We start from the raw sequence: 24,318 nt of genomic DNA, 5'->3' as shown, positions 1-24,318 counted from the left end.
TACAGGTCGGCTTACAGGTCGGCTCACGGGCCAGCTGGGTCCGGCATCTCGCCGGTCTTCAGGAATTCTGACAGCACGGCCAGGAACGGCCGGATCTCCAGGCCCTGCGCGGCCAGCCAGTCGTCCGAACCGTAGGTGCCCGCGTACCGCTCACCGCCGTCGCAGATCAGCGTGACCACGCTGCCGCGCTCGCCGTCCGCCCGCATCTGCGCGATCAACTCCGCCGCGCCCCACATCGCGGTCCCGGTGGAACCGCCCACGCTGCGGCCGGTGACCTCGCTCGTCCAGCGCATCGCCGCGATGGACGCCGCGTCCGGCACCTGGATCATCCGGTCGATCACCGTCGGCAGGAAGGACGGTTCGACGCGCGGGCGCCCGATGCCCTCGATCCGCGAGCCCGCCGCCGTCCGGGACGGATCGCCGTCGGCGAACGAACCGAAGAACGCCGAACCCTCCGGGTCGACCACCGCGAGGCGCGTCTGGAACCGCTGGTACCGGGCATAGCGCCCGATCGTCGCGGAGGTGCCGCCGGTGCCCGCGCCGACCACGATCCAGGACGGTTCGGGGAAGCGCTCCAACCGCAGCTGTTCGAAGATCGATTCGGCGATGTTGTTGTTGCCGCGCCAGTCCGTCGCCCGTTCGGCATAGGTGAACTGGTCCATGAAGTGCCCGCCGCACCCGGCCGCGAGCCGCCGCGCCTCGTCGTAGATCGCGGACGGGTCGTCCACCAGGTGGCAGCGCCCGCCGTGGAACTCGATCAGCCCGATCTTCTCCGGGCTCGTCGCCGCCGGCATCACCGCGACGAAGGGCAGGCCGAGCAGCCGCGCGAAGTACGCCTCCGACACCGCCGTGGAGCCGCTGGACGCCTCGATGATCGTCGTGTCCTCGCGGATCCAGCCGTTCGCCAGCGCGTACAGGAACAGCGACCGGGCGAGCCGGTGCTTCAGCGACCCGGTCGGGTGCACCGACTCGTCCTTCAGGTACAGGTCGATGCCCCATTCGGGGGGCAGCGGGAACACATGCAGATGCGTGTCGGCACTGCGGTTGGCGTCGGCCTCGACCTTGCGGATCGCCTCGGCGATCCATGCGCGGCACACAGGATCGCAGTGGTCCACGGTGTGGCTCACAGCGGCATTCCCCCTAGATCGTCACTGATCACCGGTATCACCACGATATCCCCGCATGTCACAGGGCATGATGGGGCCACGGGGGGAAGATGATCGAGATGTTCGAGCAGCGCATCGTGGACACCGGACGGCTGCCGCTGTTCGGTTTCTTCGTCGCGTTCATCGTCACGTTCGTCCTGACGAGGGTGAACGTGCGGCTCATCCGGGCGAACGTCCGGTGGTGGTTCCGCAACGTGACCACCGGGGACCTGCACATCCACCATGTGGTGTTCGGCGTCGTCCTGATGCTCATGGGAGGCGTGGGGAGCCTCGCCGTCCCCGACCCCTACGTCGGCCTGCACGTGATCTCCGCCGTGGTGTTCGGCATGGGATCCGCGCTCGTCCTGGACGAGTTCGCGCTGATCCTGCACCTCAGCGACGTCTACTGGACGGAGAAGGGCCGCGCCTCCCTGGACGCTGTCTTCGTCGCCATCGCCGTCACCGGTCTGCTGCTGCTCGGCATCCGCCCGCTCGGTTTCGAGGGCGTCGATCCCGATCCCGGCGACTCGGCGCTCACGAGCCTCTACGTCGCCTCCCTCGTCATCAACCTCGCCCTCGCCGTCCTCACACTGCTGAAGGGCAAGATCTGGACGGGCCTGATCGGACTGTTCGTCCCCGCCCTGCTGATCGTCGGTGCCATCCGGGTGGCGCGCCCCGGCTCGCCCTGGGCGCGCTGGCGGTACGCGCCGGGCTCGCGCAAGCACAACCGTGCCGTCCGCAACGAGAAGTGGTTCCGGCGGCCTCTCATCCGCGCCAAGATCTGGGTACAGGAGTTCATCGCCGGGCGCCACGACCTCATCCCACCCGAGCTCCTCCAGCGCGGCGCCACCGCCGCCGAGCGCACCCGCCGCCGCAAGGTGGCCCGCGCTCAGCGCAAGGCCGTCTCCCTCGCCCGCCGCCGCGCGGTCTCCGGCACCCGCCGCAGCCCCAGAACCCGCCGAAAATAGTCAAGGCCACCGGAGACCTCAGCCTTCACGCGAGCGGGCTTGCGTTCGGCACGGCGGGTCAGTCCAGGACGGGGGCGACCGCACGGACGGTATCGATCGTGTCGGCTTCGGACGCGGACTTGTCGGGGCGGTAACGCAGGACGCGGGCGAAGCGCAGGGCGATGCCCCCCGGGTAGCGGGGGCTGTGCTGGACACCGTCGAAGGCGATCTCGACGACGAGTTCGGGCCGGACGTGCACCGTCCAGGAGTCTTCGCGGACGGCCAGCTCGCGGAGCTTGGCGGTCTGCCAGGCCAGCAATTCGTCGGTGAGGCCCTTGAAGGTCTTGCCGAGCATGACGAAGCCGCCGGTCTCGGGGTCGCGGGCGCCGAGGTGGAGGTTGGACAGCAGACCCTGGCGGCGGCCGTGGCCCCACTCGACCGCGAGGACGACCAGGTCGAGGCTGTGCCGGGGCTTGACCTTGATCCAGCCCGCGCCGCGCCGCCCGGCCGTGTAGGGCGTGTCGAGGGACTTGACCACGACGCCCTCGTGGCCGCGTGCGACGGCCTCGTCGAAGACCTCCTTGGCGCGCGCCGGGTCGCCGGTGACGACACGCGGCATGCGCAGTTCAGCCGGGACGACACGGGCCAGCGCGGCATTGCGTTCGGCGCCGGGCGCGTCGAGGAGGTCGGCGCCGTCCAGGTGCAGGACGTCGAACAGGAACACCGCGAGCGGCACCGGGGCGACGCCTTTGGGGGTTCGGGTGGCGGTTCGGGCGGCGGTGACCTGGAACGGATGCGGACGCCCGTCCGGGCGCAGCGCGATCAGCTCGCCGTCGAACACCGCGTCGTGGACGGGCAGCCCCCGCACCGCCTCCACCACCTCGGGCAGCCGGGCGGTGATCTCGTCGAGCGTCCGGGTGAACACCGCGACCTCGCCGCCGGAGACGTGCACCTGCGCGCGGATGCCGTCGAGCTTCCACTCGACGGCGGCGTCGGCGGCGAGCTTGCCGAACGCCTCGTCCAACGACGGGGCCGCCGCCGCGAGCATCGGCTTGATCGGGCGGCCGACCTCCAGGGTGAAGGCGGCCAGCCCGGCGGTGCCCTCGGCCAGCGCCGCGGTGGCGACCGGGCCGAGTGAACCGCGCAGCATGACCGCGCGCCGCACCCGCGCCGCCGGGACCTGCGCGGCGGCGGCTATCGCCTCGGCCATCACGCCGTCCAGCGCCCCCTGCCGCAGCTCGCCCGCCAGCAGCCGGATGAGGAAGTCCTGTTCGGCGCGGGTGGCGCGGCCGAGCAGCGCGGCGACGAGCTCGCGTCGCCGGGCCACCGATCCCGGCCCGGACACCCCGCCGATCTCGGTGAACGCCGCGTCGACCTCCGGGACGGTCAGCGACGGCTCGGACGCGGGGGGCGGGACGTCGCGCAGCGCCGCGTAGCCCACGCCGATCTGCCGCTGGGGCAGCTCACCGGACAGGTAGGCGACCACGATGGCCGCCTCGCCCGGCTCCGCCGCGCGCAGGCACTCGGCGAGGGCGGTGACCTTGGCCTTGCGGCCCGGGGTACCCGCCACCGCCGCCGACGTCCCGGCGAGCTCGGCGATGCGCACTCTCCCATTGTGACCACCGGGTCTGACAATTGATCCCGCCGGGGGGTTGGTCGATGACGGCGCGCCTGACTACCTTGACGTGGGGGACACGAAGGACGGTCGGGGGAGTGAGGAGCGGGGTGTGGGGCTTCCGCGTCCATCGGAGTCGTTCGAACGCCTGTACTCGGCGCCGGATCCGCCGTCGGTCGCCCGTCGGCCGAAGCTTCTGGCGCTGCTCGTCGCGCTCGTCTCGTTCGCCGTGGCGGCGGTCGTGGTGTTCCTCGTGATGCCCGCGGGCGGGGGTGAGCACGCGGCCCGCACGCCGCCCGATGATCTGTCCGGCGGGTCGTCGGACCCGGCGTCCGCCCCCACGACCGAGTCGTCGCCGCAGCCTTCGCCCACGGCCGCGCCCACCTCCAAGCCCACCCCGAGCGCGACGCCGGCTCAGCCGATCACCTCGCTCCCCAAGCCCTGCGGGACGGTGTCGAAGGGCACGATCGGCCGGATCATCCCGGGCGCCCGGCCGCGGGAGAGTGCCAACTCGACCCTGACCACGTGCACGTACTCCTCCACGGGCCAGGCGTTCCGCTGGCTGCGCGTGGAGGCGCACCTGTACGCCCCGGGGAACACGGAGGATCCGGTCAAGGACGCCCAGAGCTACTACGAGACGCAGTGGACTCAGGCGCACAATGCGCCTCTGGTGCGGACCCTCAGGCTGGAGCCGCAGCCGGGTGTCGGCGACCAGGCGTACCGCTGGTTCAAGGCTGACAAGGGGCAGCCCACGGTCGTCGGTCAAGTGACGGCCCGGGTCAGCAACGCGGTCGTCACGGTCAGCTACAGCGAGGACGCGCCCGCGGGCAAGCAGGCTGAGCGGGAGCGATCGTGCCTGGCCAACGCGACACAGGTGGCAAGGGAAGCTTTGGGCGCACTGCGCTAAATCATTTCTGACCTGAATCGGCCGATCATGGCATAATTTCTGTCAACAGCTCCTAAGGTGATGACGGAAAAAGGGGAGGAGTGCGCCGGTCATGCTCCCGCTCCATGATCGGTGACCGGCGTGCGAGTGCCTGGGAGGAGGAGGTCGACACAGTGACCGTGCCATCGGTTGGAGTGTCCTGGGTGAGGTAAAGCCCAGGTCAGAACAGGCTCTCACCTGCGGGCCGCGAAGTGGACCCCGCTTCGCGGCCCTTCTCATTCTCTTCCGGTGGACCATTGAACCTGGCCTACCGTGCTGCGGCCCGAAGTCAATTTCATAAAGGCGTATGCAGGATCGTATATATGAAGTTTGACATCGTGACAAAAGGTGGCGAGTAAAGTCGGTCGCCGTTCCGTGGGGATGGTGACCGGTGGCGAGTGGCTAGCCCTGAGGTGTGGGAATTCTGGCCAGCAGGCGCAGGGAAGATGGCGAGACGCGCGACAGCGTCTGCAGCAGGTGGCCCTCGAAGGTGACCGGAACCACGGCCCTGTTCTTGATGATGGCGCCGACGATGTGCTCGGCGACCCTCTCGGGCGGGTAGTTGCGCAGCCTCAGCGCCTTGTGGCTGCGCCGGCGGAGCCGCTCGCGCACGGCCTCGTCCCGGCCGACGAAGGTCCCGTTCTCGATGATGCTCGTACCGGTGAAGCCGGGGCAGACGGCGGTGACGCCGATGCGTGACCCGGCGAGTTCCGCGCGCAGGCACTGGCTCAGCATCAGGACGGCGGCCTTGGTGGTGCAATAGGCGGGCAGGGTGCGCCAGGGGGCGAACGCGGCGGCGGACGCGATGTTAACGATGTGGCCGCCGAGATTGGGCTTGTCGGGCTTGTTGGGCAGTGCCTGCACGCGGTCCACCATCTGCTTGCCGAACAGGCGCGAGCCGTGGACGACGCCCCAGAGGTTCACGCCGAGGACGCGCTCCCAGTCGGTGACCCCGGTGTCGAGGAACGGCCCCGCGACGGCGATCCCGGCGTTGTTGACGACGATGTCGGGGACGTGGTGCGTGTCCTTCACCTCGGCCGCGAACGCCTCCATCGCGGCGGCGTCCGACACGTCCACCCGGTAGGCGGCGCCGCCGGGCCCGAGCGCCTTGGCGAGCGCGATGGTACGGTCCGCGGCGGGCAGGTCGATGTCGGCCGCGATCACCGTCGCGCCGCGCTCGGCCAACGCCAGCGCGGTGGCCCGGCCGAGTCCGCTGCCGGCACCGGTGACGACGGCGAGCGCGCCGTCGAAGTGCGCGAGGGGCATGAGAGACCTCCGTTGGTGGGATTCGGTGTCTAACGCAATCCCGGCCCGAGGGGCTCGCCTAGCGGCTCGCCCCTCGACCGTGCTTGGGCGAGCGCTCCATCGCTTCGCGATCTTCCCGGTGGGGCTCGCCTTCGGCTTCGCTCCACCGCTCAGGTCGCGCGCTCGCGTGACGGCTGAGGCTATCTTCTCGATCCTTGTTCAGTCCGGTACGGAGACGTAGAGGCTCAGGCCGTTCCAGCAGAAGTCGGTCATGTAGCGTGCCGCGTCCTCGGCCGTGACCTCCGGGCGGCGTGTGCGCCACTGCGCCAGCCGCTCGCTCCCGCCGATGATGATCTCGGTGAAGGCGTCGACCGCGTCCTGCGGGGCGGACGGCGCGAACGCGGTCAGCATGCCGGCGACCAGAGTGCTCTGCTGCCGCCGCGTCGCCTCGACCGCCTCAAGCGTCCGCGGCGACGCGGCGAACGGCTCGCGCAACAGCATGTCGAACGACTTGCTGTGGGCGTCGATGAAGGAGAAGTAGGCGACCATCCCGCGCCACAGGATGTCCTCGGGCGCGGTCGCCCCGGCCATGGCCTTCTGGGTGACGTCGAGCAACTCGGCCTTGGAACGGGTGATGCAGGCCAGGAGCAGGCCGTCCTTGGAACCGAAGTACTCGTACAGCATCGGCTTGGACACGCCGCAGCGTTCGGCGATCTCGTCCATCGAGGTGGCCTGGTAGCCGCGGTCCCCGAAGACCTCCTCCGCCACGTCCAGCATCTGCCGCTCGCGTTCGGCCCGGGACATCCGCCGCCGGCGGGGCGGTGGCCGTGATGTGGCGCCACTCACAGGAAATCCCCTCTGTTGGACCTATCGTCAGTAACCTACTGCCGGTAACTTACTGGGAGTAGGTTACGCGGAAGGATGGGGCATGAGCGAGCGCACTCCGTCGATCGTGATCATCGGCTCCGGCTTCGCCGGGCTCGGCATGGCGATCCGGCTCAAGAAGTCCGGCTTCCACGACTTCGTCGTCCTGGAGAAGAGCGACGCCCTCGGCGGGACATGGCACGACAACACCTATCCGGGCTGTGCCTGCGACGTTCCCTCGCACATGTACTCCTTCTCGTTCGAGCTGAACCCGGCCTGGTCGCGGATGTTCGCGCCACAGCCGGAAATCCGCTCCTACATGGAGCGCACCGCCGACAAGTACCGCGTCCGCGAGCACATCCGGTTCGGCAGCACCGTCGACACCATGGAGTACGACGACGGCGCCAGGCACTGGAACATCACCCTCGCGGACGGGACCGTCCTCACCCCCAAGGCCGTCGTGTCCGGTATCGGCGCGCTGCACATCCCCGCGTTCCCGGACCTGCCCGGCATCGAGAGGTTCCAGGGCACCACCTTCCACTCCGCCGAGTGGAACCACTCCTACGACCTCACCGGCAAACGCGTCGCCGTCATCGGGACGGGCGCGTCCGCGATCCAGTTCGTCCCGCAGATCGCCGAACAGGTGGACGACCTCGTCCTGTTCCAGCGGACTCCACCGTGGATCCAGCCCAAGCCCGACCGGACGTTCCCCGCGGCCATGCGCAAGGCGTTCGAGAAGGTCCCGGGCGCGGCGCGGGCATTCCGCAACAGCATCTACTGGGCACTGGAGGCGCGCGCGGTCGGTTTCACCATCGACCCGCGCCTGTCGTTCCCACAGGAGAAACTCGCCCGCTGGCACATCCGCAACCAGATCGCCGACCCGGGCCTGCGCGCCAAGGTGACGCCCGACTACACGATCGGCTGCAAGCGTGTCCTGCTGTCCAACGACTACTACCCGGCGCTCACCCGTCCCAACGTGGAGGTGGAGACCGCGGGCATCGCCGAGGTCCGCGAACAGTCGGTCATCACCCGGGACGGACGCGAGTACGAGGTCGACTGCATCATCTACGGCACCGGCTTCAAGGTGACCGACGCCCTCGCCGAACTGCGCGTCACAGGGCGGGGCGGTGTCAAACTCCAGGAGATCTGGGCGGACGGCATCGAGGCGCACCGGGGCACCACCATTCCGGGGATGCCCAACTTCTTCATGCTGCTCGGCCCCAACACCGGGCTCGGTCACAACTCGGTCGTCTTCATGATCGAGGTGCAGATCCAGCACGTCCTGAGCTGCCTGCGCCTCCTCCAGGAGCGCGGCGCCGACGCGATGGAGCCGAGGCCCGAGGCGTCCCGCCGCTTCAACGACCGGATGCACAAGCGGCTGCGCCGCGCCGTCTGGAGCGAGGGCGGCTGCCAGAGCTGGTACCTGGACGAGCAGGGCGTCAACCGCACCCTCTGGCCGGGCCACACCTTCGAGTTCTGGGCCACCTCACGCAAGGCGAACCCGGACGAGTACGCCTTCTCGTCCTGAGACCGCCCACGATCAGGCGACTGGTTCAGGCGCGCCCTTCAAGCGAAGGGCGCCAGGTCCCAGGGGAGAACTCCATCATGATCCACGGCCGCCTGTCGTACCAGGCCACGTCGTACACGGTGATGACCGACGGGTGCCGGAGCCGAGGATCTCGTCGCACATGGGCGGCACGCGTCACTTGACCGGGGCGAACATCGGCTTGATGCCGGCGATGAGCTGGCGGATCACGGGCCGCTGCTCGGCGGGGGTGCGTCCCCGCAGGTCGTGGATGGGGTCGAGGCCGTCATAGTAGGGGGCGAGGGCCAGGAACGGCAGAAGGGTCAGGATCAGCGTGGCGAGGACGTCGAGGTCGGCGTCGTCGCGGATGTCGCCATGCTCCTGCCACAGCCGCAGCGTCGGGTGGATGACCTGGAGGTAATGCTGGTTGGCGGTGTCGCGGACGACCGAGCGGACGCTGTTGTCGAGTTCGAAGTTCGTCGCGGCGGTGACGGCCCGCTCCAGCGGATGGTCGGCCATGTACTCGGTCCAGTCGCACAGGACGTCGAACAGCCACTCGTCGAAGGGCTGGTCGAAGTCCAGCCGGGCGATCCGCCGTTCCATCTCCTCGCGGATGCCGCGGGACGCCTCGTCGCAGACGAACGCGAAGAACTCCAGCTTGTCGCTGAAGTACTGGAAGAGCGAGCCCTTGGCGATGCCGGCCTCGCGGGCGATGGTGTTCAGGCTGCCTGTGGAGTACCCGTGCTCGCCGAACTCGCGCATCGCCACGTCGAGCACCCGCTCGCGCTTGGCGACGTTGAGCCGGAACCACGTGGACGTTGGCATGGACCCCTTCGACTTTCCGTCAGGAAGCGGTAACCCACGGGTCAGGATAACGGTCCGGGGCATCCCATGTGACCTGAACATCACCCGCGTCCGGCGCCGCCGTGCAGGTGCCGGAGCGTGAACTCCGCCGACGCGAAATCGCCGCCCTGCGGCGTGCCCTCGGCGACGAAGGTGTCGGGGACACCGTAGGAGGCGGCGTCGTCCCGGGGCTCGTAGCCGAGCCGCTCGTCCAGTTCCCAGAAACGGCGCGCGTTGGCGGACACCGCGTAGGCGGCGAGGAATCCCGGCGACGGGACGGTCAACGCCGCCTCGACGAACCCGGCGCAGTCGCGGTGGCTGAGCCAGGTCGCCAGATGGCGTGGCTCGGACGGATGGAGTTCGAGGCTGCCAATGCGCAGGCACACCACGTCCAGGCCGAACTTGTCGGCGTAGAGCCGGCCAAGGGCCTCGACGGCGACCTTGCTGGCGCCGTACAGGCCGTCCGGGCGCGGCGGCATGGCAGGTGACACGGTCTCGGTGGACGGGTAGCAGCCGGTGAGGCGGTTGCTGCTGGCGAGGACGACGCGCGGCACTCCGGTGAGCCGGGCGGCCTCCAGGATGCGGTGGGTCCCGAGGATGTTGCCCTCGACCAGTTCGGGGAACGGCGCCTCGTCGCGGACCCCGGCCAGGTGGACGATCGCGTCCGCGCCCTCGACGACGCGCACGGCGTCGGGCAGGTCCAGGTCGGTCCGGTGGACGACCTCGTTCGGCGCCTCCACGTGCAGCGGCGCCCGGTCGGCGAGCACGAGCCTGGCCGCCGCGTCGCGCAGCGGGGTTCGCAGTGCGGTGCCGACCCGGCCCGCGGCGCCGGTGAGCACGATGGTCCCCAGGGTCATGGGCGGAGTCTCTCGCATCCGGCCGTTCCCGGCAGGGTTGGCGGCGGGGTGAGTCTTCACTGACAAGCTGTTTGCGTGGGGTTGAAACGGTCATTCAACGCATGTTTCCTTTCTGTGATTGGTCGACTAACTGGGGGTGGCGGCGATGCGATCAGGATCGGGCGGCGGAAAGTTCCTGGCGGGGGCCGGCGTGGCGGCCGTTCTCGCCGTGGCCGGGGCGACTCCGGTCGTGGCCGAGCCCACGCCCACAGCGAGCCCCACGGACCCTTCGCCCACCCCGACCCCGACGCCGACGCCGACGCCCACCCCCACTCCGACCCCGACGCCCACCCCGACCAAGACCAAGACCGCGACGCCGACGCCCACCCCGACGGCCACGAAGACGAAGACACAGCCTCCGAGCAAGGCGCCAAGCAAGACCCCGAGCAAGACCCCGAGCAAGCCCAGCAAGGCTCCGGGCAAAGCGCGGAGCACGGCCCACGGCAAGGTCCAGGGGCAGGCGCCGAACAAGCGGTCCGCCCCGGCACTGCCGCGTGCGCTCCCTTCCGGTACGGAAGCGGGCTCCGCGCCGGCCGGCGCCTCGCGGATCAGCGGGACCGGCGCCCTCCCCAGGTTGCGGGGACCCCAGGTCGCGCCACCGGTCGCCGCGCCGCGCGTCGCGTCCATGCCGTTGACCCCGGTGCCGATGTCCAACCTGCGCGAGCGCCCCGGCGCCGAATCGACGGTCGAGGACCTGACCGCGCCCCACGCCGGGATGCTGGCCGCCCTGGCGTCCGCTGTGACGCTGCTGCTGTTCCGGTTGCGGCTGGTCCGCCGCGGTAGGCGCTAGCGGGCCAGCCGGATGAGGATGCGGCACACCTCGTCGATGATCTCGGCGGCCTCGGTCTCGCTCTCGGCGGTCGCGATCTCCCGCCCGGCCTCACCGATCACGGTCGTCAGCACCAGGCTCAGCACCTGACCGGCGCGTCCCGCCGGGGCCGGGTCGGACGCGCCGTGCAGCAGCTTGGTGTTCTGCGCGATCCACCGCTGCGCGCGGCTGCGGCGCATGAGCGACGAACCGGACGGACCTTCCCCACCATGGAACAGCCGCGCCGCCTCCCGCCGCTCCCAGCACACCCGCAGGTACGCGCGAGCGCCCGCGATGAACAACGCGATCGGGTCGGTCTCGCCGGTCTTGCGAGCGGTGGCGACGGCCTGCGCGGCGCTGCGCTCCTGCTCGGTGGTGAGCTCCTCCCACAGCGCCACGTACAGCCCGGCCTTGCCGCCGTAGTGGTGGTAGAGGCTGCCGACGCTGATACCGGACCGTTCGACGATCTCGGCGATGCCCGCTCCGTCGTACCCACGGTCGGCGAAGACCCGCTGCGCGGCGGTCAGCAGCGCCTGCCGGGTGGCGTCGGCCCGCGCCCACTGGCGCCCGCCGCCGGTCCCCTCACCCGCGCCGTCGTCCTGGCCGTCGTCCGGGCGCCCGCTCGTCCGCATCCCGCCATCGTCTCAGGTCGCGCGCCGTGCCACGCGTACCCCTCAGTACCAGTTATGCGCCTGCCACCAGGACCAGGCACCGCAGGGGTCCTTGTAACGGGCCTTGATGTAGCCGAGACCCCACGCGATCTGGGTGGGAGAGCTGGTGCGCCAGTCCGCGCCGGCGCTGGCGAGCTTGGAGCCGGGCAGCGCCTGCGGGATCCCGTACGCCCCGCTTGAGGGGTTCTCGGCCCGCTCGTTCCATCCGCTCTCATGGTTCCAGAGCGTCAGCAGGGACGGCCAGCAGCGGCCCCACCCCTTGAGCGCGTTCATCTTCTTGCCGTACGCCTTGTTCTGCCCGGCGCTGGGATTGGACTTGGCGAGCCGCTCGCGCTCCTGCTCGGCCTTCAGCTTCGCGCGGGCCGCCGCGTCGCGCTTCGCCTTCTCCTTCAGTGCCTTCAGCTCGCGGACGTGCTGCTCATAGGCACGCTTCTTGGCGGCGGCGATCGAGTCGGCGGCGATCGGGTCCATGTCGGAGCCGGTCAACCGCGCGAGCATGTCGTTGGTCGACAGGCCGCCGGCGGCCATCTTCGGCGGTTCGCTGGTCCCGCCCATCTTGTTCAGGTCCACGAGGACGAGCGCTGCGGCCAGCCCGCAAATGGCGACGAGGGTGATGGTGACATTGCTCGTCAGCACCCGCCGCAGCCGTCGCGGCTTGCGCGGCTGAACCGGGGAGGGGCCCGTCCCATAGGGATCGTGGTAGGCGTGCGAGCCGTACGGATCAGGTGGCTCACCGGCGTCCGGCGCGGGACGCGGGGGCGGCACCCGACGGTCGCCGCGTCCCGTCCGTCCCCGTTCAGCACCCTGCCTGCGGCCGGATCCGCGCTGTTCGGAACGGGTGCGCTGTGCGGGGGCCGGGGGACGCCCGCGCGTGCCGTGACTCTGTGGCATAGGAGAAGACTGCCTTATCGGCCGGGATTTGTATCGTCCTAGACGATGTACGTGCGCGACGTGACCTGTGGTTCACGCTCCGGCATGTCCGTTTCAGAGCTCCACATCGCCGGCTGCCAACCGTGCCGGTTGCAACGCCTCGAACAGGGCGCGGTAGGTGTCGCCGAGCCCCGCGAGCGCACCGTCCGGCGATTCGAGCGCCCGGTTGGCCGCGCCGGCCCGCTCGTGCCCCGCCGGGGTGATGGCGACGAGCGTCGCGCGCCGGTCACGCGGGTGCCGGGTGCGGGTGACGAGCCCCGCCGTCTCCAACTGGTCGACGGTCAGCTTCACCGTCGTCGGATGCATCATCAGGATCCGGCCGAGGGTGCTCAGCCGGGCGTGCCCGCTGCTGGTGAGGGCGAGCGTGGTGAGCAGGAAGTAGCCGGTGCGGCTGAGGTCGAGCCGTTTCAGCTCGACGTCCAGCCCCTTCTTGAGGAGTTGCTGGAGCCGCCCGACAGAGCAGATCGCCATGAACGGCCACGGCCCGCCCGGCAGGCCCTGCCCGTCCCAGCGGTCCTTGATGCCGGTGACCAGCGGGTCCACGCTGTCCTGCGGGTTCGCGTCCGCGCCCCGTCGCGCCTGGGTGTGCACGTCCATGATCGTAGCTTCGGGGAAAACCAGATGTAAGTACTCGCTTCTTAGAACTTCTTCCAATAGAGTGCTCCAGATCACAGGTGGTACCGGTGTGTCCGGGAGAACGCCCCGGGCCACATGTGATCCATCGGATGAGTGCCGACGTCCGGGAACGAAGGAGGCTGGAATGACCCTTCACCCCACTCGCGCGGGGGAGGTCACCGGCTGATGCTCCTGAGCCTGACCAAGGCCCCGGACCTGGCACGCAGACGGGTCGAGCGCTCACTCGACGAAACCGGGCTGTTGTGCGTGACCCTGCTGGAAGGGTTACGCCGTACCTGGGACGTACGCCAATGGTGGGGCGAGTTCATCGAGCAGTGCTGGTTCCTGGCCCGGGTGACCAGCATCCCGGTGATGCTCATCGCGGTCCCGCTCGGCGCCACCATCTCCCTCCAGGTCGGTGACATCTCCCGGCAGCTCGGCGCGCAGTCGGGTACCGGCGCCCTGCTGGTCGCCGCGATGATCCAGCAGGTGGCGCCGCTGGCCGCCGCCCTGCTGGTCTCCGGCGTCGGCGGCTCGGCCATCACCTCCGACATGGGTGCCCGCAACATCCGCGACGAGCTCGCGGCCCTGGAGGTCATGGGCATCAACCCGGTCCACCGGCTGGTCACGCCGCGGTTGTGGGCGGCGAGCACGGTCTCGGCGCTGCTGTGCTCGGTGGTGATCTTCGCGGGCGTCCTGGGCGGCTACTACTTCAACGTCATCCAGCAGGGCGTCAGCTCCGGCGCGTTCTTCGACGGCGCCACGACGCTGCTCCAGTTCCCGGACCTGGTGATCACGCTGTTCAAGGCATGGGTGTTCGGCTTCATCGCCGCCGCCGTCGCCTGCTACATGGGCATGAACTGCGATCACGGTCCGGTCGGCGTCGGACGCGCGGTCAACCGGGCGGTGGTGGTCACCTCGATCGTGGTGTTCGCCGCGAACTACGTCCTCACGATGATCTACCAGGTCCTGTTCCCCCCGAGGTTCTGATGGTCGCGCTCACCCCCGTCCGCAGGCTGGGCCGGGTCCTGCGGGGCCGGGCCGCGGGCCTCGCCGCGTCGGCCGACCTGCCGGTGTTCCTCGGCCGCGTCCTGTACCACCTGCTGTTCGACATCATCATCCGGCGCAAGTACGCCAGGACCCTCGCCAAGCAGGTCAGCGACATCACCGTGGGTGTCGGCGCGCTGGTGATCGGCGGCGGCATGATCTTCGTGATCGCCACCATGTCGCTGGCCACCGGCGCGATGGTGGGGCTCCAGGGCTACCCCGGGCTGGAGCGCATCGGCGCGGAGGCGTTCACCGGGCTGGTCGCGAGCTATTCCAACGTCCGCGAGGTCACCCCGATCATCGCGGGGGTGGCGCTGGTCGCGCAGGTCGGCACCGGCTTCACCGCCGAGATCGGCGCGATGCGGATCTCCGAGGAGATCGACGCGCTGGAGGTCATGGGGATCAACTCGCTGGCCTACCTGGTGTGTACACGGGTCGCCGCCGGCGTGATCGCCCTGGTGCCGCTGTACCTGGTGTCGCTGTTCATGGCGTTCTTCGCCACCCGGTTCATCACGATCCAGTACTTCGGGCTCTCACCTGGCATCTACGACTACTACTTCCACCTCTACCTGCCGCCGATCGACGTGTTCTACAGCGTCATCAAGGTCGCGGTGTTCGCGTTCATCGTCATGTTCGTCCACTGCTACCGCGGCTACTACGCCTCGGGCGGGCCGGTCGGCGTGGGCGTCGCCGCCGGGCGCGCGATCCGGGAGTCCACCATCCTGATGATCCTGATGAACCTCGTCCTGTCGTACATCTTCTGGGGGCACGGCAGCACGGTGAGGCTGACCGGATGAGCGACGAGACGATCTCCTCCCGATCCCGGACGGTCTTCGGGCTGGTCGGCACCGGGGTCATCGCCGCCGCCGCGATCTTCGTCGTGGTCGGCACCACGCCGTCGCACGCGGGCTCCACCTACTACGGTGCGACGTTCGGACGGGCCGGCCAGGGCCTGGACCCCGGCAAGTCGGATGTGAAGATCCGCGGCATCGCGGTCGGCGCCGTCGACTCGCTCAGACTCGACCGGGACGGCCGCGTCACCGTCCGGATCCGGCTCGACAAGGGCGTGCGGATTGCCGACACGACGGTCGCGACGATCGAGCCGGTGTCGGTCTTCGGGCCGAAGGACCTCGCGCTGGACCTCGGGAAGAACGAGCTGACCGGCCCGTACCTCAAGGACGGAGGCCACGTCCCCCGCACGAAGGACCCGCAGGAGTTGTCCGACACCGCCTGGCCCGCCTACCGGCTGGCCAAGGCCATCAATCCCGACGAGGTGGCCGCGATCCTGCACACCTTCGGCGCCGGCCTGTCCGGGCAGGGGCCGGCGCTGCGCCGCACCGTGGACAACGGTGCCACGGTCGTGGACGCGACGTGGCGCGACCGGCAGGCGATCCAGGCGCTGCTGAACGACATCAACGGCCTGTCCGGGACGCTGGCCGACCGCGGCGGCACCGTCACGCGGCTCACCGCCGACTTCAACCGGCTCTCGGCCGTTATCAACGACAGACCGGACAAGGTCGCCCAGCTGCTCGACCGGTCCGGTGAACTGAGCGAGCGCGTCGGTGCCACCCTCCAGCGGCAGGGCGACGACCTCGGCACGATCATCGACGGCGCGGGCGACACGGCGGCCGTCCTGAACGGCCAGCGCCGCAACATCCCCGTCCTGCTGGACAGCCTGAACGGGTTCTTCGCGTTACTCGCCCGCATCATCCGCATCCCCGGCCCGGAGGGCACGATGATCGCGCAGGTCCGCAACACGCTGCCGCTGGGCCTGTGCGAGATCTTCGTCGACGTGTGCTCGTCCCCGCCCGGTGCTCTCCCCGGTGCTCTCCCCGGGGCCCTGCCCGGGGTCCTGCCCGGAGCGCGGCCGTGAGCCCGCGGCTGCGCGCCAGGACCGCGCGCGGACCCGAGTACTCCACGATCCTGAAGTTCCTGGCGTTCGTCGCGCTGACCGGGCTGCTCACCGTCTTCATCGGCCAGCAGATCCTCGGCACCAGCTTCGCCGGCCGCTACCGGCTGACAGCGACGTTCGACGACGTCACCGGTCTGCTGGAGGGCGACGCGGTGAAGGTCGCGGGCACCCCCGTCGGGCAGGTGAAGAGCATCGAGGTCGTCCGCGGGAAGGCCGTCGTCGGGATGGACGTCGACGACGAGGTCCGGCTGCCCGACGACTCCACGGCGGCCATCCGCTGGCGCAACGTCGTGGGCCAGCGGGTCGTGTACCTGGAGCCGGGGCAGAGCCGGGGCAGGCTCGGCGACGGCGACCGCGTCCCGCGCACCCGGTCGGTGGTGGACCTCGGCGACATCGTCAACAGCCTCGGCCCGCTCACCCGCAACCTCGATCCCACCCAGCTCAACAAGATCCTTTTCGCGTTCTCGCAGGCGTTGGACGGCAACGAGCAGAACATCGGGCTGCTGACCGACAACCTGGACGCGCTCCTGCGGACCTTCGCGGCCCGCAGGAAGACCATCCAGGGAATGATCGACAACTACGAGACGGTCAGCAGGGCGGTCGCCACCCGGGACCGGCAGATCGCCGCCAGCGTCGACAACCTGGAGTCGCTGACCAAGGTGTTCGCCGGCAACCGGCGGCTGCTGGAGAACGCCGTCGTGGAGATCTCCGGCGTCACCACCAACCTCAACCAGGTGCTCGGCGGCAACGACGCGCAGCTCGCCCGCATCATCGCCAACCTCGGCCGGTTCAGCGCGACGTTCCGGCTGAACGTCGACCAGCTGGAACGCATGGTGCAGCATCTCCCGCTGACGCTGCGGCAGCTGTTCGCCTCCGCGAACGGCGGCCACTACCTGCGGACGAACGCGCTGTGCCTCAACCTCGCCCAGGGGCCGTGCCCGTTCCCGATGCAGCTGCCGAGGTCGCCGGGCGCGGGGCGGCCGTCCACCACCGATCTCGCGAGACTCAAGGCGATGCTGGCGGGAGGCGGCGGCTGATGGCGCTCAAGTCGCTGCGGGACGCCAACCCCCGGATCGTCGCGATCGTCACCCTGTCCGCCCTCGGCGCCGCGTGCGCGTTCGCGTTCGCGGTCGGCCAGCTCCACCTGCTCGACCGCGGCTACACGATGAGCGGCGAGTTCACCGACACCGCCGGGATCAAGAAAGGGCAGGACGTGCGGGTCGCCGGGGTGAAGGCGGGCCGCGTCACCTCCGTCCGGCCCGATTTCGGGCGCGGGCGGGTCGTCATCACCTGGCAGGTCGACGCCGGGATCGATCTCGGCCCCGACACCCGCGCGGAGATCCAGACGACGACGTTGCTCGGCGGCCGTTACCTGCGGCTGTCGGGGCCGGTCGCCCGCCCCTACATGGCGAGCGTGCCGGAGCCGCGGCGGCGCATCCCGCTGGCGCGCACCAGCGTCCCGTTCACCGTCCCGGACGCGCTGGAGGGCGCGCAGAACATCGTCGGCAAGCTCGACCGGAAGAGCGTCGACACACTGCTCACCGAGGTCACCAAGATCAAGTCGCCCGGGTCGGCGAAGCTACGCCGCATCCTGGTCAACATCCAGGACGTCTCGCGGATGCTGAACGACAGCTACCCCGAGGTCCAGAAGCTGATCGAGAACAGCAAGACCATCACCGGGACGCTCGCCGGCAAGGACGACGAGCTCCGCGAGATCATCGACTCCAGCCAGGTGCTGCTGCGCGCGCTGGTCGAGCGCCGCGACGAACTGGCCGCGACGATCGGCCAGGGCAGCCGCACCGTCCGGACGCTGTCCAACGTGATCTCCCGCAACCAGCGGCAGCTCGACGCGCTGCTGGACAACCTGCACCTGCTCACCACCAGGCTGGCGCCCAACATGGACGCGCTCAACACCGACTTCTCGCTCCTCGGCCCGACGTTCCAGCAGGTCGCGAACCTCAAGGGCAACGGGCCCTGGATCGAGGGGCTGCTGACCGGCCTCGGGCCGCTCCAGCCGCCCGGCCCGATCTCCACGCGCCGTCCACCGGGGGGCAACTGATGGGCGGAAGGGGCAAGGGCAGCGCCATTGTCGGAGGGCGACCCCCGAGCAGGAGGAGAGGGCGAACGGTCGCCGCCGCGCTCAGCCTGACCCTCACGGCCTCCCTCGGCGGCTGCTCCCTCGCTCCGTCCGGCGGCGGCGAGCGCACGATGGTGGTGTACGTCCCGAAGGCCCGCTCCTTCTACAAGGAGTCCAAGGTCAAGGTGATGGGCGCGGACGTGGGGCTCGTCGACGACGTCCAGAACCAGGGCGACCGGATCAAGGTGACGTTCCACGTCCGCGACGACGTTCCGCTGCCGAAGGGCGTGCAGGCGTCGATCGTCCCGCTGAACCTGGTGGGGGAGCGGAACCTGGTGTTGCATCCCGCGTGGCGGCCGGGGCAGCCGAAGGAGACCTCCGACACGATCCCGATCGAGCGCACCCACGTGCCCGTCGAGGTGGACGACGCGCTCAGCTCGTTCACCAACCTCGCCGACGCGCTCGACCCGCACAAGGTGCGAACCGCGCTCGGTCGCGCCGCCGAGACCGTGCACGGCAACGGCAAGGAGTTCAACGCCACGCTGGAGCAGAGCGCGCGGCTGGTCGAGAACGTCGCCGGACAGGACAGGGAGCTCATCCAGGTCGCGCGCAACCTCGACCGGCTGGCCGGGGTGGTACGCGGACGCGAGCAGATCCTCGGCACGATGGTCCGCGACTTCAGTACTGCCACCCGGGTGCTCAGCTCCGAGCGCGGCGAGCTCCAGCAGCTCATCACCGGAATCCTGGAGCTGACCAGGAACGGCGGGAAACTGCTCGACCGGTACAAGGGACGGCTTCCCTACGACCTCGCCGTCCTGACGCAGACGGCGCTGATGCTGAAGGGCAACTCCCAGCAGATCGCCCAGCTCGTCAACGTGCTGCCCGGCGTCAGCGACGCGCTCATCGGCGGCTACGACCCCAAGGACAAATCACTGCACATCCGGTTCGCCACCGACGCGTTCCTGCGGACGTGGATCAAGGGCCTGATGAACGACGACACGGTCGGCTGCCCGCTGCCCAAGCCGAACTCCAACTGCCCCTGGCAGAACGGAGGCAACTGATGCGGCGCCTCATCGCGCTCATGGCGGCCATCGCCCTGGCCGTCTCGGGGTGCTCCTACAAGACGGCGGGCGCACCCAAGGGCGACCTGACGCTGACGGCCACGTTCGACGACGCGCAGGGGCTGGTCGCCGGGCACAGCGTGAAGATGTCCGACATCACCGTCGGCAGCGTCATGAAGGTGGAGCTGGACGGCTACCGGGCGAAGGCGACCCTGTCCATCGAGGACGGCGTCAAGGTCCCGCGGGGCACCCGCGCGGAGATCAAGGTGACGTCGCTGCTCGGCGAGAACTATGTGGACCTCCGGCTGCCACCCGGCGGCAGCATGGACCGCGGCCCGTTCCTGGCCCAGGGCGCGGCGATCACCGACACCAGCGTCCAGCCGGCGTTCGAGCAGGTCGTCGGCCAGGCCGGACCGCTGATCAAGGCGCTGGCCGGGGACGATGTCGCGACCGTCGTCAACGCCGGCGCCACCGCCCTGGACGGCAACGGGCGCAAGCTCAACACCACGATCGCCAAGGCCGGCGACCTGCTGCGGATGTTCGCCGAGCAGCGCCGCGAGCTCGGCGAGTCCGTCGACCGTTTCGCCCGGCTCGGCCGTTCCCTGGCCGCCGACGACGACGCGCTGCACGAGGCCCCCGCCCAGCTGGCGCGCACGACGAAGCTGCTGGACGACAACAAGGAAAAGATCATCAAGACGGTCGACCGGCTCACCCGGATGGCCGTCCAGCTGAACGACAAGGTCCTGGAGGGGCGCGTCCTGCGGTTCCGGAGGCTGCTGCGGGACGTCGACCCCGTCCTGCAGCAGCTTGGCGGCGACCGGAAGCGGCTCACCGACCTGGTGAACGGCCTGGTCTCCTTCTCCGACAAGCTGCCCCGCGCCAGCTACGACGGCCAACTGCTGCTCTACCCGATCCTGCGCATCGTCTGGCCGGATGGCACGCCCGTCCTCCCCGGCAAGCCCCCCGGGGCAAAGAAGGACGGGCCCGAGATACCCGGCCAGCTCAGGGGCACCCTGCCGGATCTGGAAAAGCTCCTGGGGGGACGATGACCCGGCGGGTGGCGATCAACCTGGCGGTCTTCGCCGCGCTTGCCGTGATCATGGTCAGCTGGGCGTTCGGCAACGTCGTCCGGTTCGACTTCATCGACCGGCCGTACCACGTCACCGTCGAGTTCGAGTCCTCGCCGGGCCTGCACCCGAACTTCGAGGTCGACTATCTCGGCCTGCGCGTCGGCAAGATCGATTCGGTGCGGCTGGAGCAGGACAAGGTCGTCGTCCGGCTGGACATGGACCGCGGCGTGAAGATCCCGCAGGGCGTCACCGCGGCCGCCGCCCGCAAGTCGGCGGTCGGCGAGCCGGTCGTCGAGCTGACCCCGGGCCCCGGCAGGGCGGGTGCGCCGCCGCTCGAACCCGGTGCCCGCATCCCGGTCTCGCAGACCAAGGTCCCGCCGAAGTACGGCGACCTGTTCGGCTCGGTCATCGACTCGCTCAAGGCCGTCGACCCCGCGGACGCGAAGATCCTCACCCATGAGCTGGCCGAGGGCTGGGCGGGACGCGAGGGATCGCTCCGGCAGATCGTCAACGGCAGCGACCAGCTCACCACCACCTTCGCGGAGAACACCGAGCTGCTCGACAGGCTCACCCACGATCTCGGCCGCATCACCCACGTCCTCAACCAGAACCGCGGCGCCCTCGGCGCGGGTGTCGACGACCTGGCGGCGCTCACCGGGGCGCTCAGCCAGGTCCGCGGCCAGCTCGCCGACCTGCGCGACGAGGGCCCCGACCTGCTGGCCACCGTCAACACGATGCTGGCCAAGACCGGCCCCGACGTCGAATGCGCCGTGGACGCCCTCGGGAACTGGGGCCTGAAAAAGCACAACCCCGACATTCTGGCCGACCTGCGGCGGACGCTCGCGCTCGCGCCGCAGCTCAAGACCGTCCTGGACAACGTCATCGGGATCGACCAGGGCAAGCCCATCCTCAACGTCGTGTTCCTCGTGACGTTGAGGAAGCTCGCGGCGCTGGAGTACCGGTACCCCCTCCCGCAGCCGCGCGTGAACGGGATGCCCACCTGTGCGGGCGGGCGGACCCCCGCGCCCACCGAGCAGAAGCCCTACAAGGCCAAGAACCCGGGTGAGACGATCCCCACCCACGACCCGTCGATCGGCCGGCAGGACATCCAGGCCGGAAAGGCGGCGAACAGCGGCAAGGACTCTTCTGGCGGGCCACCGGTTTGGCTAGTGTACGTGCCCCCGGTCGTCGCCCTGCTGGTGCTGATCAGGGTCATGATGGGCTCGGTGCCCGTGGTGTCCCGCCTGTCCCGGCTCCGCCGGAACAAGGACTGACCCCAACCCCGAGGAGTACCCGAAGTGGCAGCCAAGACCGGCAAGAACGAGGCCGGCGAGGCCGAGGCGGTCGCCGACGCGCAGCAGGAGCCGGCGGCCGAGGAGAAGCCGGCACGGCCCGCCAAGCGCAAGCGCCGGGTACGGGTCATCGAGATCATCGACGACGAGGACCTCGACGAGGTCCTGGACGCCCTGGACGCCGAGGACGAGGAACCACCCCCGCCCGCCCCCGAACCTGTCCACCCCCCGAAGGACGAGCGCCCGGAGCCCAAGCGCGCCGAGTCCGAGCGTCCGGAGCCCGCCGAGCCCGAGCCCGCGACTCACTCGACGACCTTCGGCCTGGGGACGGTACCGACCGTCGTGATCGTCGTGGTCGTGGCGCTCCTGGCCAGCCTGGCGATCTGGCAGTGGCGGAGCGCGAGCGGCCTGTCCGCCGAGCAGGACGACCGGGACGCGGTCGAGAGGGTCGCCGCCGCCTACGGGGACGTGGCCTTCAACTACAACGCCGCCAACTACCGGTCGCAGACCGCAAAGGCCGAGCGGCTCATGGCGGGGGACCTCCTCGAAAGCTTCCGGAGCGACACGGTGTCGAGCCTGGTCAGCGCGTTCAAAGCCGATCCTCAGGTCGGCCTGACGTCCACGACGAACCAGGTCTTCGTGGGCAGCGTCAACGGCCGGTTCGCCACTGCCGTGGTCATGGTCGACGTCGGCTACAAGACCAAGGACGGCTCCGTCTCGTCCCCCGCCACCCTGCTGCGGCTGGCCCTCGCCAAGATCGACGGCAGCTGGAAGATCACCCGGCAGTACCCGTCCGGCGTCAACGACCAGAACCGCGATCAGGGCCAGCTCCCCGCCGTCCCGTCCGGTACCCCCAAGGCGGGCAAGAGCGGCGAACCCAAGAACTGAACCGACCGGCCAGAGGCGAAATCGCGTCCCGCGCAGGTGGAAGCCGCGCGGGGGGTTGCGCGTTGCACGAGTGACGGGGCAGGTGGAAGGCGGGATGATGTCGGCGGTGAGGGAACAGGACGGCGCGGTGGTGCCGGACGATCTGGTCCACGAGTTCGGGACGCTGCTGGGCGCCGCCGAACTGCTGGAGCGGATCGCGGGACGCGAACTGGAGCGGCGTTGCGGCATCCGGCACGCCATGTTCGAGGTACTGCTGCGGTTGTCCGAGGCGGGCGCTGACCGTCCGTGCTCGATGGGCGGCCTGGCCGGCGAGCTTATCCTGACGAGCGGCGGGATGACGCGGCTGGTCGATCGCATGGAAGAGGCCCACCTTGTCCGCCGCACACCCGCCCCCGGCGACCGCCGCCGCCAGATGGTGGAGCTGACCGACGCCGGCCGCGCCAAACTGGCCGAGGCACTCCAGGTCCACGCCGACACCCTCCGCCGCCACTTCGCGGCGCCGCTGTCCGACGAGCAGCGCCACGTCCTGGTGGGCGCCCTGCGAACCCTCGGCACCACAGCCCGCGAAGAACTGGGCGATCTCCGCTAGGCCGAATCGAGGCACGAATGGAGCGCGGCATCGCGCCGGCCGCGGATGGAGTGCGGACCTGTTCCCAGGGCTTTCCGCTACTTCGGCCTCGATGGTGAGCGACTTCGGCAAGAGCGCTCTCGGCCGCCAGTTGCCTTGAGCTCCGTTTAGAGCTGCCGGTACATGATGTGCAGACCGACGTAGCCGTGGACCGGATGAAGGTAGCCCTCCGGCAGAGTGGTCATCACCTTGAGGCCGAGCGACTCCCACAGCGCAACCGCTCGGGTGTTGGTCTCCACGACGGCGTTGAACTGCATCGCCCGGAAGCCGTCCTCGCGTGCCCGCTCCAGGACGTGCTCTCCGAGCGCGCGCCCGACGCCCTGCCCTGAATGCCGCGGGTCCACCATGAAGCTCGCGCTGGCGATGTGCGCCGCGCCGCCCATGTGGTTCCGGACGCAGTTGGCCGTGCCCAGGACGGTTCCCCGCTCGTCCACGGCCACGAAGGTCCGTCCGGGCGGCGCGGGGAACCAGAACACTCTCGCGAGGTCCTCGGGGGTGTCGCGGTCCCAGGAGAAGGTCTCGCCCGCCCGGACGATGCCCTCCATGAACGCCCACATCCGGGGCCAGTCGTGCGGCGTCGCTTCTCGGATCACCATGGCCGCCAGCATGGGTCGATCGGGTCGCGGCGGCAACCGAGATTTGCGCCCGTGCCGGCGCCGGGCGAACGCGACGTGCTTCTCGTCGCCGCGTCCAGTACCTCAGCGCGAGTAGTGCTCCACCACGAGCTGCTCGTCGCAGATGACGGGGATCTCGCTCCGCTCCGGCAGCCTCGTGAGCTGCGCCGCGAGCGCCTCGTGCCGGACGTCCAGGTACGGGGGGACCTTCTCGGTGTGCCCGCCGGCCGCCGCCACCTGGAACGGGACCATCGTGCGGCTGCGCTCGGCGACCGTGATGACGTCGCCCGGACGGAGCCGGAAGGACGGGCGGTCCACGCGGCGGCCGTTCACCAGGACGTGGCGGTGCACGACGAACTGCCGGGCCTGGTAGATCGTCCGGGCGAAGCCGGAGCGCAGGACGAGCGCGTCCAGACGGCGCTCCAGATCGACGATCAGCGCCTCGCCGGTCTTGCCCTCGACCTTGGCGGCCTTCGCGAAGGCGTTGCGCAGCTGCGCCTCGCGGATGTTGTACTGCGCGCGCAGCCGCTGCTTCTCCCGGAGCCTGACCTTGTAGTCCGACTCCTGCTTGCGGGCGCGGCCGTGCATGCCCGGCGGGTAGGGGCGGGCCTCGAAGTACGTGACGCTCTTCGGGGTCAGCGGGATGCCGAGCGCGCGGGACAGGCGCACCTTGGGCCGGGGGTTGTTCATTCTGCTCCCT

The 24,318-nt window shown here is 70.0% G+C and carries 25 protein-coding genes; 14 read left to right on the top strand and 11 right to left on the bottom strand.

The genetic code is table 11. From position 1 onward, the window contains the following. Window positions 1-23: 23 nt before the first annotated feature. On the bottom strand, window positions 24-1,127 hold the full coding sequence (gene cds1, locus AMA02S_RS05950; RefSeq protein ID WP_067452815.1) for an L-cysteine desulfhydrase Cds1: 1,104 nt from the start codon (window positions 1,125-1,127) through the stop codon (window positions 24-26). An 89-nt stretch (window positions 1,128-1,216) separates the two neighbouring features. On the opposite strand from cds1, the gene AMA02S_RS05945 reads away from it, so the two are divergent. Beyond that, window positions 1,217-2,113 (top strand): hypothetical protein, encoded by an 897-nt coding sequence (locus AMA02S_RS05945; protein ID WP_067452812.1) that lies wholly within the window; start codon window positions 1,217-1,219, stop codon window positions 2,111-2,113. Window positions 2,114-2,171: 58 nt separating this feature from the next. Here the strand turns inward: AMA02S_RS05945 and AMA02S_RS05940 are convergent, their stop codons facing one another. After that, window positions 2,172-3,698 carry an ATP-dependent DNA ligase gene (locus tag AMA02S_RS05940; protein ID WP_067452809.1) on the bottom strand — a complete coding sequence of 509 codons (1,527 nt, stop codon included), beginning with the start codon at window positions 3,696-3,698 and terminating at the stop codon, window positions 2,172-2,174. Window positions 3,699-3,819: 121 nt separating this feature from the next. Here AMA02S_RS05940 and AMA02S_RS05935 point away from each other — a divergent pair, with 121 nt between their 5' ends. Further along, on the top strand, window positions 3,820-4,614 hold the full coding sequence (locus tag AMA02S_RS05935) for a hypothetical protein (protein ID WP_067452806.1): 795 nt from the start codon (window positions 3,820-3,822) through the stop codon (window positions 4,612-4,614). A 420-nt stretch (window positions 4,615-5,034) separates the two neighbouring features. Here the strand turns inward: AMA02S_RS05935 and AMA02S_RS05930 are convergent, their stop codons facing one another. Next, a complete protein-coding gene (locus AMA02S_RS05930) occupies window positions 5,035-5,898 on the bottom strand; it encodes an SDR family NAD(P)-dependent oxidoreductase (RefSeq protein ID WP_067452803.1) in 864 nt (287 codons plus the stop codon). Between the two features lie 198 nt (window positions 5,899-6,096). Then, window positions 6,097-6,723: a TetR/AcrR family transcriptional regulator gene (locus AMA02S_RS05925; RefSeq protein WP_245667373.1), complete on the bottom strand. Its 627-nt coding sequence runs from the start codon at window positions 6,721-6,723 to the stop codon at window positions 6,097-6,099. Between the two features lie 82 nt (window positions 6,724-6,805). Between AMA02S_RS05925 and AMA02S_RS05920 the strand changes: the two genes are divergently transcribed. Continuing rightward, window positions 6,806-8,269 carry a flavin-containing monooxygenase gene (locus AMA02S_RS05920; protein ID WP_067452797.1) on the top strand — a complete coding sequence of 488 codons (1,464 nt, stop codon included), beginning with the start codon at window positions 6,806-6,808 and terminating at the stop codon, window positions 8,267-8,269. A gap of 174 nt (window positions 8,270-8,443) precedes the next feature. On the opposite strand, the gene AMA02S_RS05915 is transcribed toward AMA02S_RS05920, so the two are convergent. Continuing rightward, window positions 8,444-9,091, bottom strand: a complete 648-nt coding sequence (locus AMA02S_RS05915; RefSeq protein WP_067452794.1) for a TetR/AcrR family transcriptional regulator — start codon at window positions 9,089-9,091, stop codon at window positions 8,444-8,446. A gap of 80 nt (window positions 9,092-9,171) precedes the next feature. Further along, window positions 9,172-9,966 (bottom strand): NAD-dependent epimerase/dehydratase family protein, encoded by a 795-nt coding sequence (locus AMA02S_RS05910; protein ID WP_174550934.1) that lies wholly within the window; start codon window positions 9,964-9,966, stop codon window positions 9,172-9,174. Window positions 9,967-10,111: 145 nt separating this feature from the next. Here AMA02S_RS05910 and AMA02S_RS43330 point away from each other — a divergent pair, with 145 nt between their 5' ends. Continuing rightward, on the top strand, window positions 10,112-10,795 hold the full coding sequence (locus tag AMA02S_RS43330; RefSeq protein ID WP_157430409.1) for a hypothetical protein: 684 nt from the start codon (window positions 10,112-10,114) through the stop codon (window positions 10,793-10,795). On the opposite strand, the gene AMA02S_RS05900 is transcribed toward AMA02S_RS43330, so the two are convergent. The 3 genes from AMA02S_RS05900 to AMA02S_RS05890 all read right to left on the bottom strand — a co-directional run bounded on the left by AMA02S_RS05900 (window position 10,792) and on the right by AMA02S_RS05890 (window position 13,011). Next, on the bottom strand, window positions 10,792-11,445 hold the full coding sequence (locus AMA02S_RS05900; RefSeq protein ID WP_084264697.1) for a TetR/AcrR family transcriptional regulator: 654 nt from the start codon (window positions 11,443-11,445) through the stop codon (window positions 10,792-10,794). The genes AMA02S_RS43330 and AMA02S_RS05900 overlap by 4 nt on opposite strands. A 42-nt stretch (window positions 11,446-11,487) precedes the next feature. Continuing rightward, complete coding sequence (locus tag AMA02S_RS05895; RefSeq protein WP_067452791.1) at window positions 11,488-12,375, bottom strand: aggregation-promoting factor C-terminal-like domain-containing protein; 888 nt, start codon at window positions 12,373-12,375, stop codon at window positions 11,488-11,490. Between the two features lie 93 nt (window positions 12,376-12,468). Next, a complete protein-coding gene (locus AMA02S_RS05890) occupies window positions 12,469-13,011 on the bottom strand; it encodes a MarR family winged helix-turn-helix transcriptional regulator (protein ID WP_067452788.1) in 543 nt (180 codons plus the stop codon). 204 nt (window positions 13,012-13,215) lie between these two features. Here AMA02S_RS05890 and AMA02S_RS05885 point away from each other — a divergent pair, with 204 nt between their 5' ends. The 10 genes from AMA02S_RS05885 (at window position 13,216) to AMA02S_RS05840 (ending at window position 22,965) form a co-directional block, all read left to right on the top strand. Next, complete coding sequence (locus tag AMA02S_RS05885) at window positions 13,216-14,019, top strand: MlaE family ABC transporter permease (RefSeq protein WP_067452785.1); 804 nt, start codon at window positions 13,216-13,218, stop codon at window positions 14,017-14,019. Beyond that, on the top strand, window positions 14,019-14,873 hold the full coding sequence (locus AMA02S_RS05880) for an ABC transporter permease (protein ID WP_067452782.1): 855 nt from the start codon (window positions 14,019-14,021) through the stop codon (window positions 14,871-14,873). Before AMA02S_RS05885 ends, AMA02S_RS05880 begins: the two co-directional genes overlap by 1 nt. Next, window positions 14,870-15,949: an MCE family protein gene (locus tag AMA02S_RS05875; RefSeq protein WP_067452779.1), complete on the top strand. Its 1,080-nt coding sequence runs from the start codon at window positions 14,870-14,872 to the stop codon at window positions 15,947-15,949. Before AMA02S_RS05880 ends, AMA02S_RS05875 begins: the two co-directional genes overlap by 4 nt. Then, window positions 15,946-17,025 (top strand): MCE family protein, encoded by a 1,080-nt coding sequence (locus AMA02S_RS05870; protein ID WP_245667372.1) that lies wholly within the window; start codon window positions 15,946-15,948, stop codon window positions 17,023-17,025. Before AMA02S_RS05875 ends, AMA02S_RS05870 begins: the two co-directional genes overlap by 4 nt. After that, window positions 17,025-18,047 (top strand): MCE family protein, encoded by a 1,023-nt coding sequence (locus AMA02S_RS05865; RefSeq protein WP_067452775.1) that lies wholly within the window; start codon window positions 17,025-17,027, stop codon window positions 18,045-18,047. The genes AMA02S_RS05870 and AMA02S_RS05865 overlap by 1 nt, the downstream gene beginning before the upstream one ends. After that, the gene (locus AMA02S_RS05860) at window positions 18,047-19,126 is read left to right on the top strand and encodes an MCE family protein (RefSeq protein ID WP_067452772.1); all 1,080 of its coding nucleotides are present in this window, start codon (window positions 18,047-18,049) and stop codon (window positions 19,124-19,126) included. Before AMA02S_RS05865 ends, AMA02S_RS05860 begins: the two co-directional genes overlap by 1 nt. Then, complete coding sequence (locus AMA02S_RS05855) at window positions 19,126-20,175, top strand: MCE family protein (protein ID WP_157430408.1); 1,050 nt, start codon at window positions 19,126-19,128, stop codon at window positions 20,173-20,175. Before AMA02S_RS05860 ends, AMA02S_RS05855 begins: the two co-directional genes overlap by 1 nt. Next, entirely contained in the window at window positions 20,172-21,470 is a 1,299-nt protein-coding gene (locus tag AMA02S_RS05850; protein ID WP_067452769.1) for an MCE family protein, read from the top strand. Before AMA02S_RS05855 ends, AMA02S_RS05850 begins: the two co-directional genes overlap by 4 nt. A 24-nt stretch (window positions 21,471-21,494) precedes the next feature. Next, the gene (locus AMA02S_RS05845; RefSeq protein WP_067452765.1) at window positions 21,495-22,376 is read left to right on the top strand and encodes a hypothetical protein; all 882 of its coding nucleotides are present in this window, start codon (window positions 21,495-21,497) and stop codon (window positions 22,374-22,376) included. A 106-nt stretch (window positions 22,377-22,482) separates the two neighbouring features. Next, on the top strand, window positions 22,483-22,965 hold the full coding sequence (locus tag AMA02S_RS05840) for a MarR family winged helix-turn-helix transcriptional regulator (protein WP_245667371.1): 483 nt from the start codon (window positions 22,483-22,485) through the stop codon (window positions 22,963-22,965). A gap of 146 nt (window positions 22,966-23,111) precedes the next feature. Here the strand turns inward: AMA02S_RS05840 and AMA02S_RS05835 are convergent, their stop codons facing one another. Together AMA02S_RS05835 and rpsD are read right to left on the bottom strand one after the other, a co-directional pair. Continuing rightward, on the bottom strand, window positions 23,112-23,600 hold the full coding sequence (locus tag AMA02S_RS05835) for a GNAT family N-acetyltransferase (protein WP_218004864.1): 489 nt from the start codon (window positions 23,598-23,600) through the stop codon (window positions 23,112-23,114). A gap of 102 nt (window positions 23,601-23,702) precedes the next feature. After that, window positions 23,703-24,308 carry a 30S ribosomal protein S4 gene (gene rpsD, locus AMA02S_RS05830; RefSeq protein ID WP_067452754.1) on the bottom strand — a complete coding sequence of 202 codons (606 nt, stop codon included), beginning with the start codon at window positions 24,306-24,308 and terminating at the stop codon, window positions 23,703-23,705. Window positions 24,309-24,318: the final 10 nt, after the last annotated feature.

It is taken from the genome of Actinomadura macra NBRC 14102, from assembly GCF_001552215.1.
GTDB classification, from domain to species: Bacteria; Actinomycetota; Actinomycetes; order Streptosporangiales; family Streptosporangiaceae; genus Spirillospora; species Spirillospora macra.
This window is presented reverse-complemented; position numbering and strand designations above follow the sequence as displayed.